Here is a 15,299-nt window from a genome sequence, read left to right as displayed (position 1 = left end):
ATTCAGGTAGGTCAGCTTGCAGCCAGCTCGGCCGGAAGCCTGAATTCGATGTTTTCCTCGCGGCCGGGGAGCACCGAGACCGTCACCGGTCCGATCCGCCGCAGCGCTTCGATCACGTCATCCACCAGCACCTCGGGCGCCGAGGCGCCGGCCGTGAGGCCGACTGACTTGGCACCATTCAACCACTCCGGATTGAGCTCGCGGCCATCGGCGATCAGATAACTCGCGACACCGGCCTCGGTGCCGATCTCGCGGAGCCGGTTCGAGTTCGAGCTATTGGCAGCGCCCACCACCAAAATCACGTCGACCAGCTTGCTCAAGTCCCTTACCGCAGATTGGCGGTTCTGTGTCGCATAGCAGATATCCCGGATATCCGGGCCTTGAATATCTGTAAATTTGGCTTGAAGAGCCTCAATAATGCCCCTGGTGTCGTCGACCGACAGGGTGGTCTGGGTGATGTAGGCCACTGGCGTATCTGCCGGAAGCGTCAGGGCCTTGGCCTCTTCGACGCTCTGGACCAGCAAAACGGGGCCGGGAACCTGGCCCATGGTGCCCTCGACCTCGGGGTGGCCGGCATGGCCGATCAGGATCAGGGTACGGCCCTTGGTGATGTAGCGCTTCCCCTGATTGTGAACTTTCGTGACCAGGGGACAGGTGGCATTGAGCACCGGAAGGTCGCGCGCGGCAGCCTCCTCCTCGACGCTGCGGGCGACGCCATGGGCGCTGAAAACGGTCACGGCCTTCGGTGGAACCTCGGACAGCTCCTCGACGAAGATGGCGCCTTTGGCCTTCAGGCTCTCGACGACGTATTTGTTATGCACGATCTCGTGGCGCACGTAGACGGGCGGACCGTATTTCTCCAGCGCCCGCTCCACGATCTCGATCGCGCGCACCACGCCCGCACAAAAGCCGCGCGGCTGCGCTAGATAAACTTCCATTGGACGCCCGTCACGCAAGTTGCACCAAATCGCTCAATTGTTCCCGGCGGCACCCCGATACGGGTGCATGTTGCAATATCCGCACCATTGGTTCGCGACCGCGGGTAACCGACCACCCCGTTCGGGTCCCGGCGCATGCAGGCACAGCACTTTGTGTCAAAAAATCGGCAATAAGGAAAGGCGGAATGGGCCGGAGATCCGGGGTGGGGTCGATTGCGGGTATTATAGTCCGCCCTTTCAGGCAGGCAAGGCGGCGGCATTTGTTGCACCCCTTCGTCACTTTACCGCCTCATCTCGGCGGCTATACCGGCCGCCCCGCATGATTTTGCCATGGTCTTTTCGCCGTTTACCTCGAACCTTGTTCCGGCGGGAACGACCCAAAACGGCAATAGGTTTCGCCCGGGAACTCCGCTAAACAGCGGGCGTTTCCGGCAAGCTGTTAACACTAGAAAGAAAAGACGTGCTGCAGAGCGTAGTCGTTGCCATCGTCAGGGCCTGTACCCGGTTTGCCTCCCTTGTCGTCGTTCTCGGGCTCCTGCTGGCGGTGGGGGCGGGCTATTACACGTCCCGGCACTTCGCCATCAATACCGACATCAATTCATTGATTGCCCAGAATCTGGACTGGCGCCAGCGCGACCAGCAATTCGACCGCGCCTTCGACCGCGACGCCACGATTCTCGCAGTCGTCGAGGCCACTACGCCGGAGATGGCCACCGCGGCTGCTGACGCGCTGTTTGCCAAGCTGAAGGACAACAAGACCGAATTCCAGTCGATGCAGCAACTCGGCACCGGCGAGTTCTTCGAGAAGAACGGCCTGTTGTTTCTGCCGACCGAGGAGGTCAGCAAGATCACCGGCCAGTTCGAATCCGCCGCCCCCCTGATCGAGATCATGGCCGGCGATCCTTCGATTCGCGGCCTGACCGGCGCGCTGGAGACCGGGCTTGCCGGCGTCAAGCGCGGCCAGGTCAAGCTCGACAATACCGAGCGGCCCTTCAACCAGATCGCGCAGACGGTCGAGACCGTGCTCAACAAGGGCAGTGCCAGCTTCTCCTGGCGCGAGCTCGTCAGCGACGAGCCGCTGAAGGATTCGGACAAGCGGGCCTTCATCGAGTTCAAGCCGGTCCTTGATTACAACGCGCTGGAGCCCGGCAAGGGCGCGACCGACGCGATCCGCAAGGCTGCGGTCGATCTCGATTTTGCGACAAAATACCAGGCGCGGGTCCGGCTGACGGGGCCGGTGCCGATCGCCAACGAGGAATACGCGACCGTCCAGGAAGGCGCCCTCGTCAACGGTATCGGCACCGTTCTCGTCGTGTTGTTCATCCTGTGGCTGGCGCTGCATTCGGCCAAGATCATCTTCGCCGTGTTCGTCAATCTCTTCGTTGGCCTTGCGATCACCACCGCCGCCGGCCTGATGATGGTCGGCTCGCTCAATCTGCTGTCGATCGCGTTTGCGGTGCTGTTCGTCGGTCTCGGCGTCGATTTCGGCATCCAGTACAGCGTCCGCTACCGCTCGGAGCGTTACAAGGTTGACGATCTCCGCAAGGCGCTGGTGCTTGCTGCCAGGCGCTCCGCGATCCCGTTGTCACTTGCTGCGATGGCGACTGCGGCCGGCTTCCTCTGCTTCATCCCGACCGACTACAAGGGCATCGCCGAGCTGGGCCAGATCGCCGGCGTCGGCATGCTGGTGGCGTTCATCTCCTCGATCACCGTCCTGCCGGCGCTGCTGAAGCTGCTCAACCCGCCCGGCGAGAAGGAGCCGGTTGGCTACGCCTTCCTGGCGCCGCTCGATCATTTCCTGGAGAAGCACCGCGTGCTGGTCGTCGGCGGCACGCTGCTGCTCGCGGTCGCCGGCCTGCCGCTGCTCTATTTCATGAAGTTCGACTTCAATCCGATGAACCTGCGCAATCCCAACGCGGAATCGATCGCGACCTTCCTGGATCTGCGCAAGGACCCCAACACCGGCGCCAACGCCATCAACGTGATGACCACGTCGGAAGAGCAGGCCAAGCAGGTCGAGGCGAAGCTCGAGAAGGTGCCGGAGGTGCTGCGGGTGATGTCGCTCGACAGTTTCGTGCCGGAGGACCAGCAGCCGAAGCTGAAGCTGATCGCGCAGGGCGCCAAGATCCTGAACCCTGCGCTCAACCCGGATCAGATCGACGCCGCGCCAACGGATCAGGAGAACGTCGAATCGCTGAAATCCTCGGTCGAAAATCTGCGCCGCACCGCAGGGGACGCCAAGGGCCCGGGCGCCGTCGCCTCACGCCGCCTCGCGGATGCGCTTGAGAAGCTCGCCAATTCGGATGAAGCGACCCGCAACAAGGCGCAGGACGTGTTCGTGACGCCGATGAAGATCGTGTTCGACCAGCTCAGGAATGCGATGCAGGCCGAGCCGGTCATGCTGAAGTCACTGCCGCCCGATCTCGTGAGCGCCTGGAAGAGCAAGGACGGCATCATCCGCGTCGAAGCTCAGCCGAAGGGCGATCCCAACGACAACGATACGCTGCGCAAGTTTGCGGCAGCCGTGCTCGAGGCCGAGCCGACCGCCATCGGTGGCCCGGTTTCGATCCTGAAATCCGGCGACACCGTGGTGAGGGCGTTCATCCATGCCGGCATCTACGCGCTGCTGGTGATCGGCCTGTTGCTGTGGATCACGCTGCGCCGCCTGGTCGACGTTGCGATGACGCTGGTGCCGCTGCTGGTCGCGGGCGCGGTGACGCTCGAGATCTGCGTGCTGATCGGCCTGCCGCTCAACTTCGCCAACATCGTCGCGTTCCCGCTGCTGCTCGGCGTCGGCGTGGCATTCAAGATCTATTACGTCGTGGCATGGCGCTCCGGCAGGACGAATCTGCTTCAGACCAGCCTGACCCGCGCGATCTTCTTCAGCGCGCTGACCACGGCGACCGCGTTCGGCAGCCTGTGGTTGTCGAGTCATCCCGGCACATCCAGCATGGGCAAGCTGCTCGCACTCTCGCTGGTGACGACGCTTGCCGCAGTGCTGCTGTTTCAGCCCGCCCTAATGGGCAAACCCCGCAATCTCAGGGAGTAGGCAGATGTCGCCGACGGGGTCAGTGGCGCCTTTCTGACCGGGCTTGGCCGCAACGGCGCTCTTGGAGGCTGCGGCCGCCGGTGCAGGTGCTGCTGCACTCGGCGCGGCCTTGGGCGCCGCTCCGGTGGTTTTTGGCCCGCCCTTGGCCATGGCATTGGCGGTGCTCGGGGGGATCGGCGGACCAACGCGAGTCCAGGTCTCGCCGCCGCACAGGAAGCCTAGCACGCAGCCCTTGATCTCGAGCTGGTCGGAGCCGGCAGGCGTGATGGTCGCACTATACATCTGACCATCCTTGGCGTTGTAGACCTGACCTTCCCATTGCTCGGCGCCGGCCACCTTCTTCATGTTGATCAGGGTCGCCATGCCCAGGGTCGGCCTGTTCTTTTTTGAGACATCCGGGTTGTTCTCGTCGCGGCCGCCCGGCTGCTTTTCCCAGGAGACCGCGCCCCACATGCTCCCATTGCATTGGGCGACACGGATATTGGCGACGCCATCGGCGACCCGCCAGTCGCCGGTCGGATCGGCGGCGAGCGCCGGTGTCAGGCCGGCGTAACCACCTGCCAGTAATATTCCGGTGTAAATGGCCAAACGCATATGTGTTCCTCGGCAGTGCAACATGGTCTAAAGCTGTGCTTGCGAAGATGGTCCGAAAAAGGGCAAAAGGCCGCACAGATCCTTTTCCGTTCGCTGACCGTTTTCAGTTGACGAAGCGGCCCTCAACCGAAGTATGTAGCGGATGAACAGTCCAAATCCAGACATGTCCCAGTTGTTCGCGGACCGTCAGGCCCAGCGCAGCACCCTGCATAATCGGTACCTGAACGAGCAGTTCGTCCGGGTTCTCAAGACCATCGGCTACGACGTCGGCTTCCAAAAGGGGCAGGGGCAGTACCTCTACGACCGCGAGGGCGCGCGCTATCTCGACCTCTTGTCCGGTTTTGGCGTGTTCGCGATCGGGCGCAATCATCCGGTCATGCGCGAGGCGCTGAAAAGCGTGCTCGATGCAGATCTGCCCAATCTCGTCCAGTTCGACGTCTCGACGCTCGCCGGCGTGCTCGCCGAGCGGCTGTTGAAATACGTTCCCTATCTCGACAAGGCATTCTTCGCCAATTCCGGTGCCGAATGCGTCGAGGCCGCGATCAAGTTCGCGCGCGGCGCCACGGGCCGTCCTGGTATCGTCTATTGCTCCCACGGCTATCACGGCCTGACCTATGGCGCGCTGTCGCTGACCGGTGATTCGAACTTCCGCACCGGCTTCGAGCCGTTGCTGCCGGGTTGCACGGCAGTTCCGTTCAACGATCTCGCCGCGCTGGAGAAGGCGCTGGCCTCGCGCGAGGTCGCTGCCTTCGTCGTCGAGCCGATCCAGGGCAAGGGCGTCAACATGCCCTCCGACGAGTTCCTGCCGGGCGCGGCCGCGCTCTGCAAGAAGTATGGCACGCTGTTCGTCGCCGATGAGATCCAGACCGGCATGGGCCGCACCGGCCGCTTCCTCGCGGTCGAGCACTGGAACGTCGAGCCCGACATGGTGCTGCTGTCGAAGTCACTCTCGGGCGGCCACGTGCCTGTCGGCGCCGTGCTGACACGCAAGAGCATCTTCGACAAGATTTTTAACCAGATGGACCGCGCCGTGGTGCACGGTTCGACCTTCTCCAAGAACGACCTCGCGATGGCCGCGGGCATCGCCACGCTCGACGTGATGGAATCGGAGAAGCTGATCGAGGCTGCCGCCAAGCGCGGGGCCGAGCTTCGCCTTGCGCTCACGCGTATGGTGCCCGGCTACGAGCTGATGAAGGAAGTCCGCGGCAAAGGCCTGATGATCGGCATCGAGTTCGGGCCCCCGAAATCGCTACGGCTGCGGGCGTCCTGGAACGTGCTCGAGGCCGCCAACAAGGGCCTGTTCTGCCAGCTCATCACGGTGCCGCTGTTCAAGGATCACAAGATCCTGACCCAGGTCGCCGGCCACGGCAGCCACACCATCAAGCTGCTGCCGCCGCTCACCATCACCGAGGAAGACTGCAGCTGGATCGAGAAGGCGTTCGACGACGTCATCGCCGGAAGCCACAAGGTCCCCGGCGCGATCTGGTCGCTCGGCAAGACGCTGGTGGACAACGCGGTGCGGCGGTCGGCGTAGGCGGTGCCGTAGGCTCGGATGGAGCGGAGCGAAATCCGGGATTCTCAAGACAGGCGAGGCCGTCCCCGGATTGCGCTGCGCTCCATCCGGTCTACAGGATTGCCGATGTTGGCACTCGCGGTATTGGCTGCAGGCCATGGCGCGCAGGCTCAGAGCGATCTCTCCGGTACGTGGAAGCGGAATTGCGCCGAGCGATTTGGTCTCCAGATCGATCGTGTGGCCGAGAGCCTCTACGCGATCAGGTTTTGCGGTCTGCGACGATGCTCGGCAGACGAAGAATGGACCCCCAAATCCACGATCCTCGGAGACCCCAGATACAAGCTGGTCTCGCCGTCGGAGCTCGGCGTCCGCAGGACGGATGACCAGACCCAGTACTTTTTCTATCGACGCTGTCCGCTCGAATCCGAATGGCAGCGCAGATCCGAGGTCCGTTAGCGTGGGGCAGTGACCTGGTCAGGCTGCTTCGAGCTTGTTCACGGTCTCGCGTCTTGGCGAGCCGAAGTGTGGTGTCGGCGCGGAGCAATTGATCGATGGGACCAACAATCAAGCTTGTCGGGTTTCTTCTTTTTCTGGCAGGCGCGGCATCAATCTTCTACTTGCAGCATTGCGTCAGCGAGTACAGGGCTTCAGTGCCAAGGCCGCGTGTCGTCGGACCATTGACGGCGATCCGCGCTTCCTTTCGATGGACTCACGATCCGCATGATCCTCTCGTCTCGGAGGAATACCTTGCTAACTTCAGAAGGCTCAAGATAGCCGGCCTCGTTGCAGGAACAGTCTGGGCCGTATTTGCGATTTTTGTGGTCGTGGGAGCAACGCTGGATGTCCAGCGTTTTCTTGGCTGACGCGGCGCGAACGAAATATGTCGCGACGGACCCGGCTGGTGGCGCCTCAGCAACGCCCGGCGTAGTCCCAGATATGCAGCATATTGAGCGTGATCAGGCCGGCGAAGCCGGCAATGACGGACAGGAGCGCGAACCAAATCCATTGCTTGCGCTCCTTGAAGGCCAGCAATGCAGCGCAGCCCGCCGCGAACATCGACGGGAGCGTGGCGCAGATAATCAGTGACAGAACCATGTCTGCCCTCCTTGTGGAGCTGCAATCTGCCGAATTGCGCTCGCGAGGACTGTGAGAGGCGTCACTTCTCTGAACCATGGCGCGGAGCTTCGTCCGCGCCGGCAATTACCCCTCCACATTCGCCTTCATCGCCGCCTCGAACTTGTCGACGAATTCGGTGAGCTCGTCGCCGCCGATGTCGCTGACGGCCCAGAAGTTCAGGCCGCGCTCGCCCCAGCGGCGGCAGTTGAAGCCCTGCATGGTCTGCGTCTTCGGTGGCCGATGCTCGGTGCTCGCGGTCTGCGACACGAACAGGTTGATGATGTGCTGCCGGCGTTTGTAGACGACCGCGCCGATGGCGCGTGCATCGACATAATCGAGCCGGCCGCCGACCAGCGTAAAGCCTTGCGCGGTGAGGTCGATCACGGGCGGGGCGACGTCAAGCTTGCCGTTGAACCAGGGCTTGACCGTGTGCTGGTCGGTTGAGACGACGTCGATGAGATGGCCGGCCTGGAGTGAGCGCAGATGTGCGGAGACGACTTCCGAGAGGATGCGCTGCTGATCGTCCTGACGCAGCACGACGGCGACGATGCCGGTGGCAGCGAGCGCCGAGACCGCCGAGCCCATGGCGAAACCGCGCAGCACGGACCGCCGGCTCGGCTGCGGCCGCGCCTGCGGGATCGACGCCTCGATACGGGCGCGCAAGGTCGCCGGCGCGCTGTAGCGCAGCTTGGTGTCGGCCAGCACGCGCTTCATCTCGCGCTGTGCCGCGAACTCGGCCGTGCAGGCCGGGCAGGTGGCGATATGGGCTTCGACCTCGCGCGCGTGGCCGGCATCGAGCTCATTGTCGAGCAGCGCGTGAAGCAGGATTTTTGCTTCGTCGCAGGTCATTTCGAATGCTCCTCTTCCGCCATCCAGGCCGCACGCAGCATGGCGCGGGCGCGGGCGAGGCGGGACATCACGGTGCCGACGGGGGCGCCGATGGCTTCTGCAATTTCACGGTAGGACAGGTTGTTGATTTCGCGCAGCACGAAGGTTTCCTTGAACGGCTCGGCGAGCGCGTCGATCATCTTGCGAATGGTGCCGGCGTCGCGACTGCGCAGCACTTCAGTCTCCGGGCTCGCCTCGTTCTCCTGCCACATCGGGGTCTGATCGGCGGCGCCGGGCGTGTCCTCGATTGCGGCGTGCGAGTGCGCGCGTCTGGCATATTCGGCGTTGCAGACATTGCGCAGGATCGCGAACAGCCAGGGCTTCATCGCCGGGCCGCGATAGCTGTCGAAATGCTTCAGTGCGCGCAGATAGCATTCCTGCACTGCGTCCTCAGCGTCGGAGGCATCGCGCAGCAGATAGCGTGCGAGCGTGTAGACGTCGTCGAGATAGGGCAGTGCCGCCTCGCGGAAGCGCTGCGCCTTCTGGAAATCGTCGCTGACGGGCATCGCCTCTCGCTTTGCCTCTTGCTGCGGTTTGTACGTCGTTACGTCATTGGGCCTGCCCGAAGGCACGCGAGCCCGGCCGGCGTGGGACCACCGGCCGGGCAAGACAGAGATGCCTTGGTTGGAGACGTTACTCAACCTTGATCATCCCGGTCATGTGCGGGTGCAACGAACAAAAATACTTGTAGTCGCCCGCATCGGTGAAGGTGAACGTGAATTTGTCGTCAGTGTCCAGGGCCTTGGACCGGAACTTGCCGGCCGACACCACCGTGTGGGGGATGTCGTCCCGGTTGGTCCAGGTCACGGTCGTGCCGACCTTGATCTTGAGCTCCGCCGGCTGGAAGACAAAATTGTCGATATGCACCTCCATGTTCGTGTCGTCGGCACGGGCGGTCGTGATGGGCAGCAGGATGGCCGCGGCCACAGCGACGGAGAAGTCGCGGCGATTGAGCGTCTTCATGGTCAGCTTCTCTTCAACCCTGGAGCGGCGTGTCGATGATGGCGAGCCGCTGCTCGTTCTGCTTGAAGTTGACGCTGGCGACCCCGAGCATCGAGCGGAGCTTGGCGTCCTCGACCTTCATCGGTCCGGGCGAGGGGGCGGCGCCCGGCGCGGGCTGCGGGAAGGCGGTCGAACGTGCGGTATGGAAGGTGACGTTGCCTTCGACCTTCTGCATCACCTGGTGGATGTGGCCGTTCAGCACGGTGACCGAGCCGAAACCCTTGACGTATTCGAGCGCCCGGCCGCCATCCTCGGTGCCCCAGCCCCATTCGGGATAGACGGTCCAGAGCGGAATGTGCGCAAACAAGACGATAGGCGTGGATTTCGACTTGCCGCGGAGATCGTCCTCGAGCCAGGCGAGCTGCTCGGTGCCGAGATTGCCGAGGCCGCCGGCCTTGAGGTCGACGACGTTGACGAGGCCGATGAAGTGCACGCCACCGGCATCGAACGAGTACCAGCCCTGGCCCTTGGTGCCGCGGCCGTAACGCTCGCGATAGAACTTCACTTCCTCATCGAGGAAGTCGTGCTCGCCCGGCACGTAATGTACGTCCAGCTTGGACTGCGAGATGATGCGGTCGGCGTTGTCGAACTCGGAGGCCTTGGACAGATGGGTGATGTCGCCGGTGTGGATCATGAATGACGGCTTGGCCGGCATCGCATTGATCTTGTTGACGGCTTCCTCCAGCGTGCCCAGTGCATTGGGGTTGGCCGGCTTGTCGAAGCCGACATGGCTGTCGCTGATTTGCAGGAAGGTCATGCCGGGCGCGGCGGCGGTCGCGGCCTCAGCGGAATCGATGATGCCGAGCGAGCGCGGCACGCCGCCCGTGATGGTCCAGAGCACCCCGGTGCCGGCCCAGGTCATGCATTCCAAGACTTTGCGGCGGCTGACGCCGTCGTCCCCATGGTCGTGTCCGCTCATCGCACGTCTCCTTTGGCCCGGAATTGGGCTTCGGGGAGGTGATTGAGGGAGGGGTGGGTTTATTCGCGGGACCGCGATGACGTTTTCGTGAGCGAAAGCACGTCGGCCGGCCGCAACGCAGCGCCTGTTGGCGGTGCGTCGCAAAGCCGGGGCCCATGCTGTTGACACGGTTTGGACCCCCGAGCTGCAGCGCATCACTGCACTCCATCCCGGGCGAGTGAGAGGAACCGTCGTCTAGGCCGAATATTCCCGGACGGCCCGTAAAATTACGGCGGATGCCTCCTGGACCACGCAATGGCCGACGCCCGTGACCGTCTTCGGCACCGCGACCGACATCACCTTGGCCGGGCTTGCGCTCGAGATGCTGTTTCCAGCGGACGAGCGTACGGTCGAGCTTGCGAACGAGATGCAAGCAGAACGCAGGCCGGGTGCGCCGACGACGCGCCCGCGGCCATCGCGGTCTCCTAAGTGCGCTTTCGATCTATCTTGATTGGTTCCCACAGGCCGATTTCGCGCTCGCTCGCAAGGATACTCGGCAGCGCATCGTGCCAGGCGCGGCGATACGGGCGATGCAGTTGCACGTTCGCGACATCATCATGGCTCTCCCACGTCTCGTAGAGCATGAACGTGTTTTCCGATACCGGATCCCGGTGTAGGACCGCCTCGCGATATGTGGTCTCGACTTTCATCGCATCCAGGACATCGCAGAGGAGCTGCAAGAACTCCTCCCGCTTGCCGGGGATAACGTGAAATTTGATGACGTATGTCACGGGCACGATCCACTCCACCTTCGTCGCGCTGGTCATTGCAGCGCAATCAGCCGCGCGCCCGGCTGACGCTTTCATATGTTCGCAGATCCGTCAGGCCGGAAAGGACTGATAGTCCTGGACTATCTTTCCGGTATCCGAGACGACCACGAACTCAAGACCCTTGCCGAGAACGGTCTCTGCATCAGTCGGCAACATCTCCCAATAGAGGGCCACGACGTTGCCTTCGCGGCGGGCTCCGGGCACTGCGCGAAAGCGATTGCCGGCATCGCGTACGAATTCATTGTGCGATTCCTTCCCTGCGTCGGTCGAAGGTGCGGACTTTGTCCGCGCTGCATCTGGTCCGTCGTACCGGCAGGCGGACGGATAGTCGATGACGTGGGAAGTCAAAAACGACGACGCGCTATTTCGCATCCTCCAGGATCATCACCGCATCCTTCTCGGCGATCATCGCGGGTGGCGTGTTGATGTCCCGGCAATCGCCGAATCTGACGTCCGTGTCAGAAACTAACTCGGGAATCTGAGCCTCGATGCGCTAAAACATAGGAACTACTGGAGATCAGTTGCATTCAAGCATCTTGTTGGAAGCGGTCGGGCTTAACCGCCTGGACGGCAATGGTGGCGCATTGACCGATACGCTCTGCGCAATGTCTCCAACAACTGTCTTCAATACGCTACATAATCTTGAAAGGGAGTGCAGACATGAAACACGCGTTAGCTACTCTCGCAATCGGCGCCTGCCTTCTGCTTCAGTCAGCGGGCGTGGTATTGGGCGCCGGCCCGCCCACTAAACCTGCTCAAAATCCCACGACAGGGCAGCAGGGTTCTAATCACGGGTTTAGCTGCACCACGAGTGGTGCAGGCATTAACACGCCGGGGAACGCTAATGCGGCGGCAGGGTCACCCTTCAATCCAGTGGGGCAGGCAGGCAATGTCTATGCGGGAAATCCGGGCACAGCATCGACAGCGAACGCAAATTCCACGGCTGCCGTTTCCCAATACGACGTGGCTTGCTTGCATATGCCGTAGCCTTGGCGCAATTATGCTCTCTGAGCGTGACGCCACGCGAGAAGGCTTACGCGATGCTCCGTGCGGGAGCACGAGACGCGGCGTGACCATATCTTAGGCTCTCGGTCTGATCACGCCGCCTGTGGTACTGCCGTGGAAATGGTAATGCGTGTCTTGGCATTGAGCGCCGTATAAATTGCGCGGCGAGATCATCATGCGCAGGGACCACCAACCTGGCTTGCCTCGCCGCCTTCTGATGCGCGCAGCAATGGGAGGCGCCGCAATTGCCATTGCGTATCCGTTGTGGGCGCCGAACAGTCCGCTCTCCGCGGTCGGGGAGGACCGCGACAATCTGCGCTACGCCAGCATCACGCGCGATAACGTCGTTCAGAACGTCACGGCCGCCGGAACGCTCGAAGCCGTCGACACCGTCGAGGTCAGCTCACAATTGTCGGGCCAGGTCGCCAAGCTGATGGCCGACCACAATTCCCGCGTTCGGGTCGGCGAACCGCTTGCGGCGCTTGACAGCGCCACCTTCGACGTCGCGCTCAGGGAAGCGGAGGCCGCACTCGCGGTCGCCCAGGCACAATACGAGGAAGCGAAGGCGAGCATCGAGGGTGCACAAGCACATTACGATGACGCCTTGCGAGACCTTCAGATCAAGACGTCGCTCAGCAAAAATGGCAGTGTTTCCCAACGCGATGCGGAGCGAGCACAGATGGCGGCTCGATCGCTCGCAGCCGAACTGTCTGCGGCCAAGGCGCGCGAGCAGATACGGACGGCCGGAGTCATGGCTGCCCGTGCTTCCCTCGAACGTGCTCGACTTGACGTCGAACGAAGCACCATCAAGTCACCGATCGACGGGGTCGTCATTCGGCGCAGCGTCGAGCTTGGCCAGACGGTGGCTGCGAGCCTCCAGGCGCCGACGCTCTTTACCATCGCCCGTGATCTGTCGGACATGAGTGTCAATGCATTCGTCAGCGAAGCCGATATCGGCGGAGTGCGAACCGGGCAACGTGTTTTCTTTGGCGTCGATTCCTATCCAGGTCGTGCATTCGAGGGGCGCGTGCTCGAGATTCGGAAGGCAGCACGGACGGTGCAAAACGTGGTGACCTATACCGTGATGATTTCGGCGCCCAATCCAGACGATTTGCTGCTTCCGGGAATGACTGCCGATGTCCGCATCCTGGTTCAGGAGAATCAGGACGCGATGGTTGTCCCCAATGCCGCGCTGAGTTTTCGCCCGACCCGGGATGGGGGAAACAACGCCGTCGCCGGTCAGGGCGTGATCTGGGTCCGCTCGAAATCGGGTCAGTTGGCTCCAGCTACAGTGTCGCTGGGGGCAACCGGGGACTCGCTTACCGAGATCCGGTCGCCAGACGTCAAAATAGGCGAACAGGTTGCCGTCGGTTATCGGAGCAAGCCCTAGATTGGAGCCGGTTGGCCGGTAGGCGCATGGGATCGCTCGTCACCCTCGATCATATCCACAAGCAACACCGGTGCGGTGATCAAACTGTTCACGCGTTGCTGGATGTAAGCCTGAAGATCGATCGCGGAGAGTTCGTTGCGATCATGGGCCCATCGGGATCGGGAAAATCGACCCTGCTTTCGATCCTCGGCTGTCTCGATCATCCATCGCGCGGGCGCTATCTTCTCGATGACGAAGATGTCTTCGTTCAGTCGAAGGGACGCTTGAGCCAGCTGCGAAACCGGCGCATCGGGTTCATCTTTCAAAGCTTCAACTTGCTGCCGCGGCTGAGCGCGCTCGAAAACGTCGGCTTGCCGCTGTTCTATCGGCGCGAGCCGCTGCGGAATCCGATGGCTCGGGCACGCGCTGCGCTCGAGCAGGTGGGGCTGGCCGACCGAATGTACCATGTGCCGGCCCAGCTTTCGGGGGGCGAGCAGCAGCGCGTAGCCGTCGCGCGGGCGATCGTCAACGGTCCCGACCTTCTCCTGGCCGACGAGCCGACCGGGGCGCTGGATACGATCACGCGCGATGCTATTCTCGCGCTTCTTGGTGAACTGCGGCGCGCAGGTCTCACGATCGTGCTCGTAACCCACGATTCCGAGGTTGCGGCGTGCGCATGGCGCACGATCAGGCTGCGGGACGGTACAATTGTCGGCAATCAGGAACAAGACGTGATGGCACTTCGTGAGCTTTGACCGGCATGAGGCCTCAATGCGAATGTTCAGTTACATCCATCTGGCGTCTCGGTCGGTGCGTGTGCACATATTGCGCTCCGTTCTCGCAGTTACCGGTATCGTCATCGGTATCGCCGCGGTCCTGATCGTGGTCGCGGTGGCGGAGGGCGCCAGGGCCGAGATTTCGCGGCAGATCAGCTCGCTCGGATCAAATCTGCTGCTCGTGCAACCTGGCGCGCAACTCGCGGAGGGCGTACGACAGCAAGCGGGCACCATCCTTTCGCTCACGACCGGTGATGCAATCGCCGTCGCCCGCGAGGTGCCCGATGTTGTTGTCGCCGCACCATTCGTCAGCGAGCAGAGGACGACGATATCCGGAGACCTGAACTGGTCGACGCTCGTTGCCGGCATCACGCCGGTTTTCTTTGAAGCGCGCGGGTGGAGGCTGGCAGAGGGGCAGCTGTTCAACGACGATCAAGTCGCGTCGGCCGCAAAAGTAGCCGTCATTGGCCGTACCGTCGCGCGTGAGCTGTTCCGAGGCAAGGACCCGATTGGCCGTTTCGTTCGCATCGAACGCTCGTCCTATCTCGTGATCGGGACGCTCGCCGAGAAGGGGCAGGATTTCACCGGCCGAGACCAGGATGACGTCATGTTCATTCCGCTGACGTCGGCGAGAATCTTCGCCATTGGACGCAGCCAGGCCAATCCCGACGCCGTGCATTCGATATTGGTGAAAACCGAATCCGCCCAGTCGATGTCTGCGGCAGAAGCCGCGATTGCGCGCGTCCTGAGACAACGTCACAAGATCGTCGGGCGCAAGGTCGACGATTTCCGGATTCAGAACCTCATTCAGGTCGCCCAGACCCGCGATCGGGCCTTTCGCCAGTTCACGTTGCTGGTGTCCACGCTTGCAGGAATCTCGCTGCTGGTTGGCGGCATCGGAGTGATGAACATCATGCTCGTGTCGGTGACCGAACGAATCGGTGAAATCGGTATTCGGCTGGCATTCGGTGCCCGGCCACGGGACATCCGTCAACAGTTCCTGTTGGAAGCAGTGCTCCTCTGCACGATCGGCGGTCTGTTAGGACTGATCGTTGGTTATGCGTGTGCGCGCGTGGTCCCTTCGGCGCTGGGTTGGCCCATCGAGTTCAACGGTGCGATGGCATTGATCGCGATCGGCTGCTCCAGTCTTGCCGGGACCGTCTTCGGTCTACTGCCCGCGGAGCGGGCCGCGCGTTTGGACCCGGCCGTCGTCCTAAGATCTGTGTAGTGGCTCAGCGTGGCTGTCTCAGGCAGGTAACCGACGAATGATCGAGGTGATCGGTTCGCGGCGATCGGAAAGTCGAATAGCGGCGCGTGGTCT

Annotated in this window: 15 protein-coding genes; 6 read left to right on the top strand and 9 right to left on the bottom strand. The window is 62.4% G+C overall.

All coding sequences use genetic code 11. From position 1 onward, the window contains the following. Positions 1–11: 11 nt before the first annotated feature. Positions 12–938: a 4-hydroxy-3-methylbut-2-enyl diphosphate reductase gene (gene ispH / locus XH89_RS26440; protein ID WP_194468640.1), complete on the bottom strand. Its 927-nt coding sequence runs from the start codon at positions 936–938 to the stop codon at positions 12–14. A 460-nt stretch (positions 939–1,398) separates the two neighbouring features. On the opposite strand from ispH, the gene XH89_RS26435 reads away from it, so the two are divergent. Then, on the top strand, positions 1,399–3,987 hold the full coding sequence (locus XH89_RS26435) for an MMPL family transporter (protein ID WP_194463300.1): 2,589 nt from the start codon (positions 1,399–1,401) through the stop codon (positions 3,985–3,987). On the opposite strand, the gene XH89_RS26430 is transcribed toward XH89_RS26435, so the two are convergent. Then, complete coding sequence (locus XH89_RS26430; RefSeq protein ID WP_194463299.1) at positions 3,955–4,581, bottom strand: DUF2147 domain-containing protein; 627 nt, start codon at positions 4,579–4,581, stop codon at positions 3,955–3,957. The genes XH89_RS26435 and XH89_RS26430 overlap by 33 nt on opposite strands. A 142-nt stretch (positions 4,582–4,723) precedes the next feature. Between XH89_RS26430 and hpnO the strand changes: the two genes are divergently transcribed. After that, positions 4,724–6,115 (top strand): aminobacteriohopanetriol synthase HpnO, encoded by a 1,392-nt coding sequence (hpnO, locus tag XH89_RS26425; protein ID WP_194463298.1) that lies wholly within the window; start codon positions 4,724–4,726, stop codon positions 6,113–6,115. A 530-nt stretch (positions 6,116–6,645) separates the two neighbouring features. Continuing rightward, positions 6,646–6,957, top strand: a complete 312-nt coding sequence (locus tag XH89_RS26420) for a hypothetical protein (protein ID WP_194463297.1) — start codon at positions 6,646–6,648, stop codon at positions 6,955–6,957. Positions 6,958–7,003: 46 nt separating this feature from the next. On the opposite strand, the gene XH89_RS26415 is transcribed toward XH89_RS26420, so the two are convergent. From XH89_RS26415 to XH89_RS41920, 7 genes are all read right to left on the bottom strand, one after another. Beyond that, positions 7,004–7,189, bottom strand: a complete 186-nt coding sequence (locus XH89_RS26415; protein ID WP_194463296.1) for a hypothetical protein — start codon at positions 7,187–7,189, stop codon at positions 7,004–7,006. A gap of 105 nt (positions 7,190–7,294) precedes the next feature. Further along, positions 7,295–8,059: an anti-sigma factor gene (locus tag XH89_RS26410; protein WP_194463295.1), complete on the bottom strand. Its 765-nt coding sequence runs from the start codon at positions 8,057–8,059 to the stop codon at positions 7,295–7,297. Then, positions 8,056–8,604 (bottom strand): sigma-70 family RNA polymerase sigma factor, encoded by a 549-nt coding sequence (locus tag XH89_RS26405; protein ID WP_194463294.1) that lies wholly within the window; start codon positions 8,602–8,604, stop codon positions 8,056–8,058. Before XH89_RS26405 ends, XH89_RS26410 begins: the two co-directional genes overlap by 4 nt. A gap of 127 nt (positions 8,605–8,731) precedes the next feature. Then, positions 8,732–9,061 carry a cupredoxin family copper-binding protein gene (locus tag XH89_RS26400; RefSeq protein WP_194463293.1) on the bottom strand — a complete coding sequence of 110 codons (330 nt, stop codon included), beginning with the start codon at positions 9,059–9,061 and terminating at the stop codon, positions 8,732–8,734. A 13-nt stretch (positions 9,062–9,074) separates the two neighbouring features. Beyond that, entirely contained in the window at positions 9,075–10,019 is a 945-nt protein-coding gene (locus tag XH89_RS26395; protein WP_194463292.1) for a metallophosphoesterase, read from the bottom strand. A 464-nt stretch (positions 10,020–10,483) separates the two neighbouring features. After that, positions 10,484–10,864, bottom strand: a complete 381-nt coding sequence (locus tag XH89_RS26390; protein ID WP_371825178.1) for a putative quinol monooxygenase — start codon at positions 10,862–10,864, stop codon at positions 10,484–10,486. Between the two features lie 15 nt (positions 10,865–10,879). Further along, a complete protein-coding gene (locus tag XH89_RS41920) occupies positions 10,880–11,002 on the bottom strand; it encodes a hypothetical protein (RefSeq protein ID WP_256439998.1) in 123 nt (40 codons plus the stop codon). A 1,006-nt stretch (positions 11,003–12,008) separates the two neighbouring features. Between XH89_RS41920 and XH89_RS26385 the strand changes: the two genes are divergently transcribed. From XH89_RS26385 to XH89_RS26375, 3 genes are read left to right on the top strand one after another with little or no spacing between them, the layout of a single operon-like run. Beyond that, positions 12,009–13,223 (top strand): efflux RND transporter periplasmic adaptor subunit, encoded by a 1,215-nt coding sequence (locus XH89_RS26385; RefSeq protein WP_194463291.1) that lies wholly within the window; start codon positions 12,009–12,011, stop codon positions 13,221–13,223. Positions 13,224–13,249: 26 nt separating this feature from the next. Further along, positions 13,250–13,957, top strand: a complete 708-nt coding sequence (locus XH89_RS26380) for an ABC transporter ATP-binding protein (RefSeq protein ID WP_194463290.1) — start codon at positions 13,250–13,252, stop codon at positions 13,955–13,957. A gap of 22 nt (positions 13,958–13,979) precedes the next feature. After that, positions 13,980–15,206 (top strand): ABC transporter permease, encoded by a 1,227-nt coding sequence (locus XH89_RS26375; protein WP_194463289.1) that lies wholly within the window; start codon positions 13,980–13,982, stop codon positions 15,204–15,206. Positions 15,207–15,299: the final 93 nt, after the last annotated feature.

Source organism: Bradyrhizobium sp. CCBAU 53340, assembly GCF_015291645.1.
Classification (GTDB): Bacteria; Pseudomonadota; Alphaproteobacteria; order Rhizobiales; family Xanthobacteraceae; genus Bradyrhizobium.
Note: the sequence above shows the minus strand (reverse complement) of the source record. Positions and strands in the feature narration are given on the sequence as shown.